Source organism: Sediminicola sp. YIK13 (assembly GCF_001430825.1).
Taxonomy (GTDB): domain Bacteria; phylum Bacteroidota; class Bacteroidia; order Flavobacteriales; family Flavobacteriaceae; genus Sediminicola.
Genome location: NZ_CP010535.1, coordinates 1,191,481 through 1,207,072 on the forward strand (window position 1 = coordinate 1,191,481; position 15,592 = coordinate 1,207,072).

General features: G+C 38.1%; 15 protein-coding genes. 8 read left to right on the forward strand and 7 right to left on the reverse strand.

Annotation, left to right across the window (positions count from 1 at the left end; all coding sequences use genetic code 11):
• Positions 1–80 precede the first annotated feature (80 nt).
• The 8 genes from SB49_RS05285 to SB49_RS05320 are packed head-to-tail and all read left to right on the forward strand — an operon-like array spanning position 81 to position 8,004.
• Positions 81–968: a 3-hydroxyacyl-CoA dehydrogenase family protein gene (locus tag SB49_RS05285; RefSeq protein WP_062054530.1), complete on the forward strand. Its 888-nt coding sequence runs from the start codon at positions 81–83 to the stop codon at positions 966–968.
• Positions 969–976: 8 nt separating this feature from the next.
• Entirely contained in the window at positions 977–2,212 is a 1,236-nt protein-coding gene (locus SB49_RS05290; RefSeq protein WP_062054532.1) for a DUF1015 domain-containing protein, read from the forward strand.
• A 47-nt stretch (positions 2,213–2,259) separates the two neighbouring features.
• A complete protein-coding gene (locus tag SB49_RS05295; protein WP_062054534.1) occupies positions 2,260–2,919 on the forward strand; it encodes a YggS family pyridoxal phosphate-dependent enzyme in 660 nt (219 codons plus the stop codon).
• 38 nt (positions 2,920–2,957) lie between these two features.
• Positions 2,958–4,319 (forward strand): exonuclease domain-containing protein, encoded by a 1,362-nt coding sequence (locus tag SB49_RS05300; RefSeq protein ID WP_062054536.1) that lies wholly within the window; start codon positions 2,958–2,960, stop codon positions 4,317–4,319.
• A gap of 51 nt (positions 4,320–4,370) precedes the next feature.
• Positions 4,371–5,213: an ion transporter gene (locus tag SB49_RS05305; protein WP_062054538.1), complete on the forward strand. Its 843-nt coding sequence runs from the start codon at positions 4,371–4,373 to the stop codon at positions 5,211–5,213.
• Positions 5,213–6,124 carry a tRNA (adenosine(37)-N6)-dimethylallyltransferase MiaA gene (miaA, locus tag SB49_RS05310; RefSeq protein WP_062054540.1) on the forward strand — a complete coding sequence of 304 codons (912 nt, stop codon included), beginning with the start codon at positions 5,213–5,215 and terminating at the stop codon, positions 6,122–6,124. The genes SB49_RS05305 and miaA overlap by 1 nt, the downstream gene beginning before the upstream one ends.
• A gap of 3 nt (positions 6,125–6,127) precedes the next feature.
• Positions 6,128–6,628 carry a gluconokinase gene (locus SB49_RS05315; protein ID WP_235537839.1) on the forward strand — a complete coding sequence of 167 codons (501 nt, stop codon included), beginning with the start codon at positions 6,128–6,130 and terminating at the stop codon, positions 6,626–6,628.
• 41 nt (positions 6,629–6,669) lie between these two features.
• Positions 6,670–8,004, forward strand: coding sequence for a GntP family permease (locus tag SB49_RS05320; RefSeq protein WP_200960658.1), 1,335 nt, complete (start codon positions 6,670–6,672; stop codon positions 8,002–8,004).
• Positions 8,005–8,060: 56 nt separating this feature from the next.
• Here SB49_RS05320 and SB49_RS05325 read toward each other — a convergent pair whose 3' ends face one another.
• From SB49_RS05325 to recN, 7 genes are all read right to left on the reverse strand, one after another.
• Entirely contained in the window at positions 8,061–8,771 is a 711-nt protein-coding gene (locus SB49_RS05325; RefSeq protein ID WP_062058895.1) for a response regulator transcription factor, read from the reverse strand.
• A 9-nt stretch (positions 8,772–8,780) separates the two neighbouring features.
• Positions 8,781–10,361, reverse strand: a complete 1,581-nt coding sequence (locus SB49_RS05330) for a sensor histidine kinase (RefSeq protein WP_062054547.1) — start codon at positions 10,359–10,361, stop codon at positions 8,781–8,783.
• A gap of 85 nt (positions 10,362–10,446) precedes the next feature.
• Positions 10,447–11,028 (reverse strand): dephospho-CoA kinase, encoded by a 582-nt coding sequence (gene coaE, locus SB49_RS05335; protein WP_062054548.1) that lies wholly within the window; start codon positions 11,026–11,028, stop codon positions 10,447–10,449.
• Positions 11,025–11,981 carry a CdaR family protein gene (locus SB49_RS05340; protein WP_062054550.1) on the reverse strand — a complete coding sequence of 319 codons (957 nt, stop codon included), beginning with the start codon at positions 11,979–11,981 and terminating at the stop codon, positions 11,025–11,027. The genes coaE and SB49_RS05340 overlap by 4 nt, the downstream gene beginning before the upstream one ends.
• Positions 11,982–11,987: 6 nt before the next feature.
• Positions 11,988–12,995, reverse strand: a complete 1,008-nt coding sequence (locus SB49_RS05345; protein WP_062054552.1) for a glycosyltransferase — start codon at positions 12,993–12,995, stop codon at positions 11,988–11,990.
• 68 nt (positions 12,996–13,063) lie between these two features.
• A complete protein-coding gene (locus SB49_RS05350; protein WP_062054555.1) occupies positions 13,064–13,876 on the reverse strand; it encodes an enoyl-ACP reductase FabI in 813 nt (270 codons plus the stop codon).
• 52 nt (positions 13,877–13,928) lie between these two features.
• Entirely contained in the window at positions 13,929–15,581 is a 1,653-nt protein-coding gene (recN, locus tag SB49_RS05355; RefSeq protein WP_062054557.1) for a DNA repair protein RecN, read from the reverse strand.
• Between the last annotated feature and the right edge of the window lie 11 nt (positions 15,582–15,592).

The window sequence follows — 15,592 nt, forward strand, 5'->3', positions numbered from 1 at the left end:
TAGGCTTAAAAGATTGGATTGACCAACTTAAAACACCAACCACACATCTAATAATGATTGAAAAATAGTAAAATCAAAGCATGAAAAATATTGCAGTTATAGGTGCTGGCACCATGGGTAATGGTATAGCACACGTTTTTGCCCAAAATGGTTATAAGGTAAACCTAATAGATATTTCACAAGCGTCATTAGACAAGGGAATGGCGGTTATTGAAAAAAATCTGGACAGAATGGTTTCAAAAGAGACCATTACGGATGGAGAAAAATTAAATACCCTTAAAAACATTACCACCTATACAGCTCTTAAGGAAGGAGTGAAAAATATGGATTTGGTAGTGGAAGCTGCTACCGAAAATGTGGAGATCAAATTAAATATCTTCAGGGAGTTGGACGGAATCTGCAACCCTGAAACTGTTTTGGCCACCAATACCTCCTCTATTTCCATAACGCAGATAGGAGCTGTTACCAAAAGAGCAGATAAGGTTATTGGAATGCATTTTATGAACCCCGTTCCCATCATGAAATTGGTTGAAATTATTCGAGGCTACAATACCTCTGACGAAGTGACCAGGAACATCATGGAATTATCTAAAAAATTAGGTAAAACACCAACTGAGGTCAACGATTATCCAGGATTTGTGGCAAATAGGATCTTGATGCCAATGATCAACGAGGCTATCGAAACCCTTTACAACGGTGTTGCAGGGGTTTCTGAAATAGATACGGTGATGAAATTGGGAATGGCGCATCCAATGGGTCCTTTGCAATTGGCAGATTTTATAGGTCTGGATGTATGTCTTTCTATTCTTAATGTCATGTATGACGGCTTTAAAAACCCTAAATATGCACCATGCCCCCTGTTGGTGAACATGGTCATGGCAAAAAAATTAGGAATCAAATCCGGAGAAGGCTTTTATGATTACTCGGAATCCAAAAAAGCGGAAAAAGTTTCCGCACAATTCATTTAGATTAAAAGATGGCCATTATCAAGGCTTTTAAGGCTATTAGACCAGCGAAGGATAAAGCTCCCTTTTTAGCTTCCCGTTCCTATGAGGACTATACCGTTAAAGAACTAAATGCCATCCTGACTTATAATCCATTTTCGTTTTTACATATTATAAATCCAGGTTTTAAATTTGATAAAAAGGTATCTGGAGGGGAACGTTTAAGACTTATCAGGAATAGGTACCTGGAGTTTTTAGAGGATGAAATCCTTATACGGGATACGCAACCATCCTTTTATCTTTATAAAATAGAAAAGGAAGATTTTAGTTGTTGCGGTCTGTTCTGTGGTACCAGTGTTGAAGACTATAAGAATAATGTGATCAAAAAACACGAGGATACCATTAAGCATAGAGTAAACCTTTTTGCAGTATACTTGAAGAATGTAAGCTTTAATGCGGAACCGGTATTAATGACCTATCCCGACAATGCTACCATTGGAGAACTTATTGGCGAGGTAAAAAACAGGGAACCCGAATATCGATTTTCAACGACCGATAAAGCTACCCATACACTTTGGACTATTACCAAGGAAGAAGATATTTTAAAATTACAGGATGAATTCAGTAAGATAGACTCTCTTTATATTGCAGATGGTCACCATAGAAGTGCTTCCTCTATGATTTTTGCCAATAAGAGCAAAAAAGGCAATCCGGGACACACCGGTATGGAACCCTACAACTATTTCATGAGCTACCTGATCCCAGAGTCAGAGATCAAGATATTTGAGTTTAATAGATTGGTAAAGGACCTAAATGGTTTGACGAAGGAGGAATTCTTAATTGAATTGGATACTTATTTCAAAATAGAAAAGAAAGGGAATGCCCTATACAAACCAATGGAAAAGCATCAGTTTAGTATGTATTTGGATGGTGATTTTTATGCGTTGCAATTGAGAAAGCAAATTTTCAAGTTCACTGATGCCCTGAGCAGATTGGACACACAAATACTATATAAAACTATCTTAGAACCAATTTTGGGCATATCAGATCTAAGAAAAGATAAAAGAATCAAATATGGTTTTGGCAAGAACAATATCTTCAATATGAAAGATGAAATAGATAAGGGTCATTTTATGGTTGGTTTTGGAATGGTTCCAGTCTCTATTGATGAACTCAAGGATATTGCTGATGCTGGATTGGTAATGCCTCCAAAAAGCACATATATTGAACCTAAAATAAGAAGTGGGCTAACCATCTATGAACTATAGATCTTAGTATCAAAAACTTCTAAAACGAGTTTAAATAAATTTCGAAAATGACCATTAAAGATAATTTACAAGAAATACTTACCTCCATCCCAAAATCTGTAACTTTAGTTGCCGTATCAAAAACTAAGCCTGAGAAAGATATTCAAGAAGCGTATGATGCGGGCCAAAGGGTATTTGGCGAAAACAAGATACAGGAAATGACCCGAAAATGGGAGAATCTGCCCAAGGATATCCAATGGCATATGATTGGGCATGTACAGACCAATAAAGTAAAGTACATGGCAGAATATGTTTCCTTGGTTCATGGAGTGGATAGCTTGAAACTTCTAAAGGAAATTAACAAACAGGCAAAAAAGCACAATCGTATTGTAGATTGTCTGTTGCAAATCCATATTGCTGAGGAGGACACCAAATTTGGATTGGACGAAACAGAACTAAAGGATTTGTTGAATTCAGACACCTTTGGGAAATTACAGAATATAAAGGTTGTGGGGTTAATGGGCATGGCCACCTTTACAGATGATAAAAATCAGATCCGTAGAGAATTCAAACACCTTAAAACACAATTTGATAAATTAAAGGCAACGTTACCAAAGATTGACACCTTGTCCATGGGAATGAGTGGCGACTACCTAATAGCCATTGAAGAAGGTAGTACTATGATCCGAATAGGAAGTAGTATTTTTGGGGAAAGAAACTACAATTAATGTTGTAAAGAAACAGTGACCCGCAAGGGCAGAGAAGAATGTACGTAATACTCGATATAGAAACAACCGGCGGCAAATACAATGAGGAGGGAATCACAGAGATTGCCATTCACAGATTTGACGGACACGAAGTTGTGGACCAGTTCATAAGTCTTATCAACCCTGAAAAGGAAATACAGCCGTTCGTAGTAAACCTGACCGGCATTAACAATAAGATGTTGCGAACAGCGCCCAAATTTTATGAGGTTGCAAAACGAATTGTTGAAATAACCTCAGACGCGGTAATCGTAGCACACAACGCCCAATTCGATTATAGAATCCTTAGAACCGAATTCCGTAGGTTGGGTTTTAATTTCGAACGTAAAACCTTATGTACGGTTGATCTTTCAAAAAAATTAATTCCCGATCAGGAATCGTACAGCTTGGGGAAATTGGTACGTTCCTTGGGCATCCCTGTCAGTGATAGGCACAGGGCCAATGGCGATGCTTTGGCTACCTTAAAACTATTTAAATTGTTATTGTCAAAGGACAACGACAAGTCCATTGTAAAGGAAATTACCAAAGCAGCTACATTGGGGGAGCTCTCCCCCACCCAATTGGATATTGTAGAACAACTCCCATCTATCAGGGGGGTTTATTATATGCACAACAAGGATGGGGAAATTATTTACTTGGGTAATTCAGGAAATATAAAAAAGCGGGTAAATCAGCACTTTACCAATGATGGATCCAAGGCCAGAAAAATACAAAAAGAGACGAAAACAGTAACCTTTGAGCGCACTGGAAGTGAATTGGTGGCTCTTTTAAAGGAAAATGAAGAGCTGCAAAGAAACAATCCAAAATACAATACCTATTCCAAGCGAAAGCTTTTTTCTTATGGTATCTATAAGCGCACAAACCCTGATGGTTATTTCTCCCTTAGTACTGAAAGGATCAATAAAAGCTCAGACCTTGTGGCAACCTTTAACAGCATCCATGCTGCCCAAAATTTCCTTTACAAAATTACGGAAGAATTTCAGTTGTGTGATAAATTAAATGGAATTTCCCAGGCTAAGACAAATTGTTCCAAACATACCTCAGGTATATGCTTAGGGGCATGCATCCAAAAAGAGAAAACAGCACCATATAATGAAAGGGTCAACCTGGCACTGGAAACTTATTCCATCTCAAAGAAGAATATGATTCTAATTGATAAAGGTCGGGAATTGGGTGAAAAAAGCGGAATTCTGATTAAAAATGGTGTTTTTGTGGGGCTTGGATTTTTTGATTTGAATTATCAGATCAATAAAATTAAAATTTTGGAAACCATCATTACCCCTATGGAAGATAACGCCAATACCACCTTTCTAATTGAATCACATCTTAGAAAAGGAAAGATTGCTAAAATTGTTACCTTGTAGGCTGAACCATTAATTAGTGCACTTTTATTATTTTTACTAAAAAGCAATCTTTTGAGCCACCAACCCAACCTGTCCACTAACTGGAAAAAAAAGATACATGAGGTAATTTACGGGACCCATACCCCTGCAGGGAAGCTTTTCGATATTATCTTGTTAATTGTTATCGTCTACAGTATTATCATTGTGATGTTGGAAAGTGTTCCTTGGATAGATAAAAACTACCATACCTTTCTAAATATATCAGAATGGATCGTCACAGTACTTTTTACCTTGGAATATATCTTAAGGATCATTAGCATACGGAAACCAAGAACATATGTTTTTAGTTTCTTTGGTATCGTTGACCTTTTGTCCACACTCCCAAAATACCTGTCACTATTATTTGTAGGTTCCCAATACTTAACGGCATTTAGGGCCTTACGACTTTTAAGGGTTTTTAGAATCCTTAAACTAGCCCGTTTTGTTGGAGCTTCCAATAATCTAGCTAGGGCATTGAGCGCCAGTAAAACAAAAGTATTGGTCTTTGTATTTTTTATCATCGTCATTTCTGTATTATTGGGCACGGTCATGTACATAGTAGAAGGCCCTGAAAATGGATTCAATAGCATTCCACATAGTGTTTATTGGACCATCGTGACATTGACAACGGTGGGCTATGGCGATATTTCTCCACAAACCGCTTTAGGCCAGTTTCTTGCAAGTCTTATCATGATCATTGGATATGGAATTATTGCGGTCCCCACAGGTATCGTATCAGCTGAATACACCAGTGAGATGAACAGGAGAAATGCAGGTACGGACAATGGACGGGCTTGCAGAACCTGTGGTACGGAAGTGCTAAGAAAAGATGCTGACTTCTGTAGAATATGTGGCTCCAATTTAAATGAGGATTAATGGCTGACAAATGGCTAATATCAATTGTTGGTCCAACGGGCATAGGTAAAACATCTTTGGCTATCAAACTGGCCCAGTACTTTGAAACAGAGATCATATCGGCCGATTCTAGGCAGTTTTTTAAGGAAATGACCATTGGCACAGCAGTTCCCTCAAAAGAAGAGCTAGGGGCGATAAAACATCATTTTATCCAAAACATCAGCATCTTTGATGAATATTCTGTTGGAGATTTTGAAAGGGATGCCATTGCTTTACTACATGGGCTATTCAAAAAAAAGAACATCGTGATCATGGTTGGAGGCAGCGGACTCTATATTGATGTTGTAACAAAAGGACTGGACAAGTTTCCAGAAGTTGACCCTAATATCAGGACAGAACTAAACAAGCTTTTGGAAGAACAGGGTATTACCGTATTGCAAGAACAATTGTCCAACCTGGATCCGGTCTACTTCAACAAAGTGGATACAGAAAATCCCCATCGATTAATAAGGGCCCTTGAAATATGCCTGGGAACTGGAAAACCTTTTTCAGCTTTTTTAAAGCAGAAAAAAGTAAAAAGGGATTTTAAGACCATTAGTATTGGCATAGATGCGGAACGTCATGTTATTTATGAACGCATCAACCAACGCGTAGATTTAATGGTAGAAGCGGGTTTGGTAGATGAAGTTAGGACCCTTGAACCACATAAATCATTTAATGCCCTTCAAACTGTTGGTTATAGGGAACTTTTCAAATATTTTGAAGGAGATTGGACTTTGGATTTCGCCATTTTAGAAATCAAAAAGAATACCAGAAGATTTGCGAAAAGACAATTGACATGGTTCAAGAAAAATGAAAATACAATTTGGGTAGACTATCAGGAGGACTTACCTTCCGTAGTAGGCAAAATTAAGCAAAAGTTTAAAATATAATTTGTGGATAAAACTTCCAAATATGTTCTTTTTGTAATGGGCGTTTCTGGTTCAGGGAAATCCACTATAGGAAAACTATTGGCCACAGCATTAGACTACCCTTTTTTTGATGGAGACAATTTTCATCCAGATTACAATATTAAAAAGATGGCTTCGGGCAAACCTTTAAACGACAAAGATCGTTATGAATGGCTACTGACATTAAATGAATTGGCAAAAAATCATGTGGCAAAAGGTGCTGTTATTGCTTGTTCTGCCTTAAAGGAAAGCTATAGAGACCTCTTACAAAAAAATATTGATACCAAGGTTCATTACATTTATTTAAAGGGCTCTTTTGAAGAAGTCCTTGAAAGGTTACAAGAAAGAAAGGGACACTATATGCCACAGGAATTGCTACAATCCCAATTTGAAGCGCTTTCACCACCCAAAAATGCTATTGTAGTTGATATTAAAGAGCAACCACAAAAAATAGTAGATACAATTTTGATCGCCTTAGAAAAATAGAAATAATACCAGCTTACAAATAGTTCAATTCACTTAAAATGATGGAATCCCAATTGATATTAGCAGTCATACTCGGTATTGCCGTACTCTTATTTTTAATTTTAAAATTAAAGATCAATGCCTTTATTGCCCTATTGATTGGTAGTATTATCGTAGGCATTTCTGCTGGTCTCGATGCTGAACAGATCATGAGAACTGTTCAGGAGGGAATGGGAAACACCCTAGGGTTTGTCGCCACAGTTGTTGGCCTTGGGGCCATGTTTGGTGCTATATTGGAATATTCCGGTGGTGCTAAGACCATTGCCAACTTTATGATTTCAAAATTTGGTGTGCAAAGAGCACCATTGGCCATGGTCATCTCAGGCTTTCTAATAGCCATCCCCGTATTTTTTGATGTGGCCTTCATCATATTGGTGCCCATGATTTATGCATTACAAAGAAAAACAGGGAAGTCATTGTTATTATATGCCATTCCATTACTTGCAGGTTTGGCCATTACCCACGCCTTTATACCTCCCACCCCGGGACCAATTGCCGTGGCTAATATCATTGGGGCTGAATTGGGATGGGTAATTTTAATCGGATTTATTGTTGGTATCCCAACAGCTCTTGCCAGTGGTCTCCTATTTGGAAAGTATATTGCAAAAAGAGTACATGTAGAGGCTCCAAAAGAAATTGAAAAGGGGGAAGAAACAGATCTCCCCCACATAGGTATAACCTTATGGATCATAAGTGTCCCCATATTTTTGATCTTGTTAAATACGGTTTCGAACAGTGATTTAATGGCGCTTGAGAACAAATCGATCCTAAATGGCATCTCCTTAGTGGGCCATCCATTTACTGCCCTTATTATTGCCAATATACTCGCGTGGTACTTTTTCGGGATTAAAAGGGGTTTTAGCAGGGAAAAATTATTTAAGATCACCTCCAAATCTCTGGAACCTGCGGGCACAATAATCCTTTTGACTGGGGCCGGAGGTGTCTTCAAACAAGTCCTCACCAATACTGGGGCCGGAGAATTACTGGCTACCTCTTTAAGTAATGCAGGTATTCCATTGCTGGCTTTTGCTTTTATAAGTGCGGCCATAGTAAGGATTATTCAAGGATCCTCTACCGTGGCAATGATCACAGCAGCTGGCTTAGTAGCCCCTTTAATGGCAAATACTACATTAAGTGGTCCCCAACTGGGCTGTATGGTCATCGCTATAGCTTCTGGCGCCAGTATCTTCTCCCACGTTAACGATAGTGGGTTTTGGCTGGTAGGTCAATATTTGGGAATTACCGAAAAAGAAACATTTAAATCTTGGACCGTTATGACTACCATCCTCGCTTTTACAGGATTTATTAGTGTTACCATAATCAGCCTTTTTCTATAAAAGAAAAAACCGTTCAGGGTCCTGAACGGTTTTTTAATATTGATATGAATTCGTATCTATTCTTCAGTCTTTACAACCAACCTGAAACCTTCTCCATGAATGTTTAAGATCTCAACATTCTCATCCTTCTTAAGGTATTTTCTAAGTTTTGCAATATACACGTCCATACTTCTGGATGTAAAATAGTTGTCATCCCTCCATATTTTAGTCAGAGCCAATTCCCTTGGCATTAGGTCGTTTTCATGTAAGGCCAACAAACGCAGTAATTCGTTTTCCTTTGGAGAAAGTTTTATAGCCTCATCGTCTTTATATTTTAAAAATCTAAGCTTAGAATTCAATTGGAACCCTCCAATGGTGAATTCGAATTTTTTACTATCTGCAAGTCCATTTGAAGCTTTTCTTTGCAAAATAGCCTTAAGTTTCATCAGCAATACTTCCGAATCGAATGGTTTGTTAAGATAATCATCGGCACCTGCCTTATATCCTTTAAGAACATCCTCTTTCATGGTTTTTGCGGTAAGGAAAACAATGGGCACATGCTCGTTCTTTTCCCTAATCTCCTTGGCTAAGGTAAAACCATCTTTGTAAGGCATCATGACATCCAAAATGCAAACGTCAAAATTATCTTTTTTAAATTTTTCGAAACCTTCCATTCCATTTTTTGCCAAGACAACATCAAAGTCGTTCATGGTCAAATAATCTTTAAGGACAATCCCAAAATTGGGATCATCTTCAACCAAAAGTATTTTCTTATTCGCTGTTTCCATATCCATATTTTAAATTAAAGGTAGTTTTATATAGAAAGTACTTCCTTTACCTCTTTCACTTTCTGCATAGACCTCACCTTGGTGATCTTCAATTATTCTTTTTACATAGGCTAACCCAAGGCCGTGACCCTTTACGTTGTGTATATCACCCGTATGTTCCCTATAAAATTTTTCAAATACCTTTTTCAGAACCGCTTTGCTCATTCCTGATCCCTGATCCTGTATTTTTATCACTATATAATTTTTCGCCAATTCCGTAAACACATCAATTTTTGGTGCGTCTGGCGAATATTTAATGGCATTGTCCAGAATATTGACAATAACATTGGTAAAGTGCATATCATTTGCCAAAACATCGGACCTTTCAGCGTCCAAATGTGTTTTTATATAACCGCCCCTATCACCGACAATTAACTCCACATGGGCAATGGCATCATCAATGATTTCATGGGCATCTATTCTGTCCTTACTAATATCCAGTTGATTTTTTTCGAGTTTTGAAATTCTCAACACGTTCTCTACCTGGGCATGCATCCTTTTGTTCTCGTCCCTTATCATCTGAAGGTAGCGCAATACTTTATCCTTATCATCTATGATCTTTGGATTTTTAATAGCCTCAACCGCTAAATTGATGGTAGCGATAGGCGTTTTAAATTCATGAGTCATATTATTGATAAAATCTGACTTGATCTCAGAGATTTGTTTTTGTTTAATCAATTGATATATGGCACTTGAATAGGCCACTACTATTACCAGTGTAAACACCAAGGATAATATTGCCATTCCAAGAATTGAACTGATCAAGAACTTTTTCTTTTTAGGAAAAGATATCAAAAGGGAAAAATCTGTTGCCCCTTCACTATCTCCAAATATGGGGGCTTCATACAATGTACTCCCTACAAATTTAAATTTCCTAGACCTTATTTTGGTTGGAAGTCCTTTACTATATACCCCGTATTCATAGTCTATGTCTATTCCTCGGTTATGTAGCTCCCTATCCAAAATCAATTCTATTTCCTGTTTGGAAACCCGCTTGTGTATAGGGACTGTTTTGGCATATTCCCTAAAAACATCATCAAATTGAGCCTTTTCAATAGAGGAAAGGCCTCCAATCTTTTCCAAGGTTTGAACCGGACTTAATTTAAATCCCTTCCCGTCCAAACCATAGTCTTCCCGAAAAATTGTTTTTGTACGTTTGCTCGTAAAATTTTTCAGGGTCGTACTATCTGAACTTATGTCATTGTCAAAGAACGTGGATGCAATGTTGTAATCCTCTTCTAAAATTCCATGGGAATAAAAGAGTACTTCATTGGAATTGACATCTCTATCTACAAAAAAGAAATTCCTAAAATGTGAATCCTTGGGTTTGCCAAGACTGTCTTTAAGGTTCACGTACCTATCCGAGTAGTCCTTTATCTCCCTGTCCTCTATCTTCTCCGTCGCCTTGGTTAAAACCTCAGAAACCGCATTTGAAAACTGCTCCTCTTTATCATCTACTGACTTTTTTATCCAATATCCTTGGACAAAAATAATGCCCACAAGGGACAGACTCATCAGGATAACAAGGAGTACGAATAACTTCTTGTTCATTAGCGTAAAATTAGAAATTTAACATTTAGTGGATTGTACGTTTAACCTAACCTTAACAAAAATGTTAAAATTTATTCCGTAGGCCCTATTTCTTAAGGAATATTTGGTGAAGTTCCTGTACTTTTCTCTTGGTTTCCTCCAAGTTGATGTTTTCAATGACATAAGTGGCAAGTGCCTTCTTATCTGCTTCATCCCATTGGTTATCCATTCTGGACAGGACGTGATGTTCATCTACATTATCCCTTGCCATGACCCGTGCCAGTCTGGTTTCTTTAGGGGCGGCAACCAAGACAGTAGCGTCATACTTATCTTGCATCCCGTTTTCAAATATAATGGCAGCTTCCTGAATGACATATGGGTAATCCTGTTTCCTGACCCAGGCTTCGAAATGTTCTCTAACAGCGGGATGTACTATGGCGTTTAATTGGTTGAGGGCCTCCTTATCGGAGAATACCTTTTTTGCAATAAATTCCCTGTTCAAATTGCCTTCTAGGTAAGCCTCATTGCCAAAAAGTTCAAAAATGGATTTCTTGATTTTTTTGGAATTACCCATGAGCAGTTTTGCCTCGGCATCTGAATTATACACAGGGACGCCCAATGCGGCAAACATTTTTGCTACAGTAGATTTACCACTACCGATCCCCCCTGTCAATCCAATTAATCTCATTCTATTTTTAAGATATATTCTACTTCCTTTTCCAAAAGTTTAATGTCGAAAAGCCCTTCTGGCTTATTGGCCAACTTCAGGGTAATCGTAGATGATTTTGTATCCTTTACGGTATTAAAGTCGGCCACCACTATAAAGTCAGAGGCCTTTACCTTTTTAAGTCTTTCTATTTTACCCTTACACAGTACAGAAACTTTATTGGGAAATGTTTTAATCTGCATATCCGGTTCTAGATTTATCACTTCTACTGGCACATCAACAATTTTTTCCGAAAATCTTGCTACTTTCCCGGTTATACTAACTTCATTGGCAGAATACTTGGTGTTCAACAATTTAACTGATTTAATAAGTGATAATTTTTCAGAAAAATCATTGCTGACGTCCTTTAAGGTTGCAGTTTTTGTATGCACATTCCTAATGGTATCAATTTCATTTTTAGGTCCTGAAAGTGTTACTTCGGTAGGTTCCATTTTTAAAGTACCATCCAACATATAATTCTGTGCGTAGTCTATTTTTAACCTTGAAACTACAGGCACCGACTTTGTATACAGACGATAAAGAGCAAAATATAAGGTATCCCTGTTGTCCACATTGACCAAGGAAATAGATGATGGCAACTGGGACTCAATTTGTTTTACACATGTTTCCTGTGGCAAATAATATTTGGATCCCTTTTTCTTGATGTAGGACAGATCCAATTGCACAACCCTAGGGCTGAAGTTGTATCGCAAAAATTGGAATCCGCTGCAATTCAGTTTTACTTCCAGCTTATCTTTGGAAGATCCTTTAAAGAGTAGACTATCGGGAACATTTATGTATTCCAAATCAAAAGATGTTGTACTGGTATACCGTTCTGTTAAGTTACTAACAAACCAGGCCAATCCGGAGCACAATAAGAAGAGTGAAAAAATTTTCACCTTTCGTTTTTGTAGTCCATTGTTAGTTTTTTTCATCACCCTTTAGTCTGTTTTAAAAAATAGATTTGGAAAAATGTCTTCTGGTTCTTTTTGAGTTGCATTCATTTTTAATGTGACTTGTAAAAAACCCTTTCCATACCCATAAAATTGTATAGTCACCGCTACCAAAGTAAGGATTGCAATTTCCAAATCCCTATTTTTAACTAAGGCATCGATAAAAACCATGCCAAAATAGAAGCCATAGACCAAAAGTAAGAAAGTACTTCCCATTATTGCAAATACAAAAGATACCAAAAGTCCCAGGCAAAAAAATGATGGAAACCAATATGTTATTTTCGCAGTTCCAGGATGCCATTTATTTAATATTGGCCTTACCATCCCAAATTTATTTACTTGGACATAAAACTTCTTCCAATCTATACGTCTCTTATGATATACAAAAGCTTCAGGTATCAGCTTTGTCTTAAATCCTTTTTCCCAAATGCGAATGGTAAGGTCGGGGTCTTCTCCAGGGTGTATGTTACCGTACCCCCCAGTAGCCATGAAAGCCTTTTTGGAAATCCCCATATTAAAACTTCGAGGCTGAAATTTATCAACGGCTTTTTTGGCGCCCCTAATCCCTCCTGTTGTCAATACAGAGGTCATGGCATAGTTGATGGCCTTTTGTACTTTTGAGAAAGATTGATGGGCAGCATCAGGACCTCCGTAACAATCAACAAATTCCGCTTTTAAAGAGGTATGGACTACATCTAAATATTCTGGTGGTAGAAGACAGTCAGAATCCAATACTAAGAAATAATTTCCTTTTGCATGACGCATTCCATAATTTCTGGAATCCCCTGGGCCAGAGTTGGCTTTTTCTAGGTACGTAATGGAAAGTTGCGATTCGTATGCGCTTACGACCTCCTTTGAACTAATCGTAGAACCATCCTCTACAATTACTATCTCAAAAGGCCCCGTATACGTCTGGTACAATAGACTATCCAACAGCTCCCTAATTTCATTTGGCCTGTTATAAACGGGAACGATAAAGGAAAAAAACAACTCCATATCTCTATTTTATAAACATAAAAAGCCATCCTTTTAAATGGGATGGCCTTATATCTATGGTTGCAATACTACTTCGTAAATTGCTCTATAACTTCTTGACTTACGCCTGTACTTGAAAAGCCACCGTCATGAAAAAGATTCTGCATGGTTACTTTTTTTGTCAAATCTGAAAACAAAGAGACTGTATAATCTGCACAGTCCTGGGCTGATGCATTCCCCAAAGGTGACATTTTTTCGGCATAACTTATAAAGCCATCAAACCCTTTTACCCCTTGACCTGCAGTTGTAGGCGTTGGAGACTGTGAAATAGTATTTACCCTTACTTTCTTATCCTTTCCAAAGAAATAGCCAAAGCTACGAGCTACAGACTCTAAGTATGCTTTGTTATCCGCCATATCATTATAATCTGGGAACGTTCTTTGGGCGGCCATATATGTCAAGGCTACAATGCTTCCCCATTCGTTCATAGCGTCTGCTTTATATAGCGTCTGCATTACTTTATGAAAGGAAAGTGCTGAAACGTCCCAACCTTTTGCGGTAAAATCATATTTCTCATCGGTATACGCCCTTCCTTTACGAACGTTTACAGACATCCCAATGGAATGCAAAACAAAATCGAGTTTTCCCCCAAGAATTTCAACAGCTTTAGCCACTAAGTTTTCCAAATCCTCTTCACTGGTTGCATCTGCAGGAAAAATTTCTGAACCGGTTTTTTTGGCAAGTTCATTGATTTGCCCCATTCTCATTGCTATTGGTGCGTTGGTCAAAACGAACGTACCACCCTCAGCATGAACTCTTTCCGCTGTTTTCCAAGCTATTGAATTTTCATCCAAAGCCCCAAAAATAATTCCTCTTTTACCTTTTAATAAGTTGTATGACATGTGTAAACAGTTTTCTTAGGTTGTTATTTGTTTCAAAGATATTTAAAATAAGTTAATTCAAGAGCTCTCTTGCGTGTGCAATCGCAGAATCGGACATGGCCTTTCCTCCCAGCATCTCCGCCAATTCGGCCACCCGCTCCTCTTGACTTAATTTTTTCATATTGGTATGGGTCTCCAAATTATCTTCTTCTTTGTACACCTTAAAGTGCTGATCCCCTTTAGAAGCCACTTGCGGTAAGTGTGTAATGGAAAAAATTTGCATCCCTTGGCTCATTTCTTTCATTATGTCGCCCATCTTGGAGGAAACCTCACCGGAAACTCCCGTATCAATTTCATCGAACATCATGGTGGGCAACTGTTCGTATTTGGCCAATATAGATTTTATAGTCAACATAATCCGAGACAATTCCCCTCCTGATGCCACTTTTTTCAATGGACCGAAATCTGTTCCTTTATTGGCTGAAAAGAGAAATACCAAGGTATCCTTTCCTTTTTTGCCAAAGGTTGTGGCGGGATGTATTTCTATTTTAAAGGTAGCGCTCGGCATGGCCAAGGACGCCAACATTTCCTCTAGTTGTTTCTTAAGTAAAGGTACAACCTTTTCCCTCCGTTTTCTAAGGGTTACAGCTATCGCTTCCAACTCTTTGTCCTGAGCGGATAATTGGGCCTGTTTTGCTTTAATGGCGGCGCCTACATTCTCGGTAGCGTCTACCTTTTGGGCCAAGTCCTCTTTAATCGCTATCAGTTCGGAAATATCCTGGGCGTTATGTTTTTTCAACAGATCGTACAACAATTGAAGCTTTCCGTTGATCTGTTCCAATAACTGGGGATTTGCCTCTACCTTATCAAAAAAGTCCTGTAGCTCGGTAGAGATATCGTCCATTTCTATAAAAACCGACTGTATACGTTCATTAATGGATGTAAACTGTGTTCCGAACCCAGCTAATTTATTGGATATCTGTTTTAATTCTGTAAGTATTGTAACTATTCCTATCTGTTCGTCAGTGAGCAATTGGTTCCCTTTGGACAGGTATTCTGTGATGGTCTCCACATTGCTCAGTTGCTCATACTGTTCTTCCAATTCTTCCTGAACACCGATCTTCAGTGGAGCCGATTCCAATTCCTTTAGCAAAAAGCTATTGTATTCGTGCTCTTTGGTACTGTTTTCCTGAAATTCCAGTAACTTTTTCAGTTCCTTTTCAGTTTCTAGATACTTGGAACGTTTCTTTCCGAAATCGTCCAAAATCTTACTATTGTCCGCAAGGGCATCGATCACCTTCAATTGAAAATCGTCCTCGGTCATCTGCATTGTTTGATGCTGGGAATGTACATCTATCAGACAATCACCCAAATAGGATAAGATATCCAGTGTTACCGGGGTATCATTAACAAAGGCCCTAGATTTACCACTGGGCAATATCTCCCTTCTTAAGATGGTTTTGGGCTCGTAATCCAACTCTTTTTCCTTGAAAAAAGGTGCCAGATTGTATTTTCCAATTTCAAATTCCGCCTCTACTATACATTTGGCATCCTTGTTCTTAAGGGAGGAAAGATCTGCTCTTTTTCCCAAAACCAAAGAAAGGCCACCCAATAAGATCGACTTACCAGCCCCTGTTTCTCCAGTAATAATGGTGAAGCCATTGGTAAACGAAACGTTTAAATGGTCTATTAATGCGTAATTTTTAATTGAGATTGTAGTCAGCAAAGTTGAATAGA

Coding starts and splice junctions, on each gene's coding strand:
- SB49_RS05285 (WP_062054530.1), top strand. CDS start 81: ATGAAAAATATTGCAGTTATAGGTGCTGGCACCATGGGTAATGGTATA.
- SB49_RS05290 (WP_062054532.1), top strand. CDS start 977: ATGGCCATTATCAAGGCTTTTAAGGCTATTAGACCAGCGAAGGATAAA.
- SB49_RS05295 (WP_062054534.1), top strand. CDS start 2,260: ATGACCATTAAAGATAATTTACAAGAAATACTTACCTCCATCCCAAAA.
- SB49_RS05300 (WP_062054536.1), top strand. CDS start 2,958: ATGTACGTAATACTCGATATAGAAACAACCGGCGGCAAATACAATGAG.
- miaA (WP_062054540.1), top strand. CDS start 5,213: ATGGCTGACAAATGGCTAATATCAATTGTTGGTCCAACGGGCATAGGT.
- SB49_RS05320 (WP_200960658.1), top strand. CDS start 6,670: ATGGAATCCCAATTGATATTAGCAGTCATACTCGGTATTGCCGTACTC.
- SB49_RS05325 (WP_062058895.1), bottom strand. CDS start 8,771: ATGGAAACAGCGAATAAGAAAATACTTTTGGTTGAAGATGATCCCAAT.
- SB49_RS05330 (WP_062054547.1), bottom strand. CDS start 10,361: ATGAACAAGAAGTTATTCGTACTCCTTGTTATCCTGATGAGTCTGTCC.
- coaE (WP_062054548.1), bottom strand. CDS start 11,028: ATGAGATTAATTGGATTGACAGGGGGGATCGGTAGTGGTAAATCTACT.
- SB49_RS05340 (WP_062054550.1), bottom strand. CDS start 11,981: ATGAAAAAAACTAACAATGGACTACAAAAACGAAAGGTGAAAATTTTT.
- SB49_RS05345 (WP_062054552.1), bottom strand. CDS start 12,995: ATGGAGTTGTTTTTTTCCTTTATCGTTCCCGTTTATAACAGGCCAAAT.
- SB49_RS05350 (WP_062054555.1), bottom strand. CDS start 13,876: ATGTCATACAACTTATTAAAAGGTAAAAGAGGAATTATTTTTGGGGCT.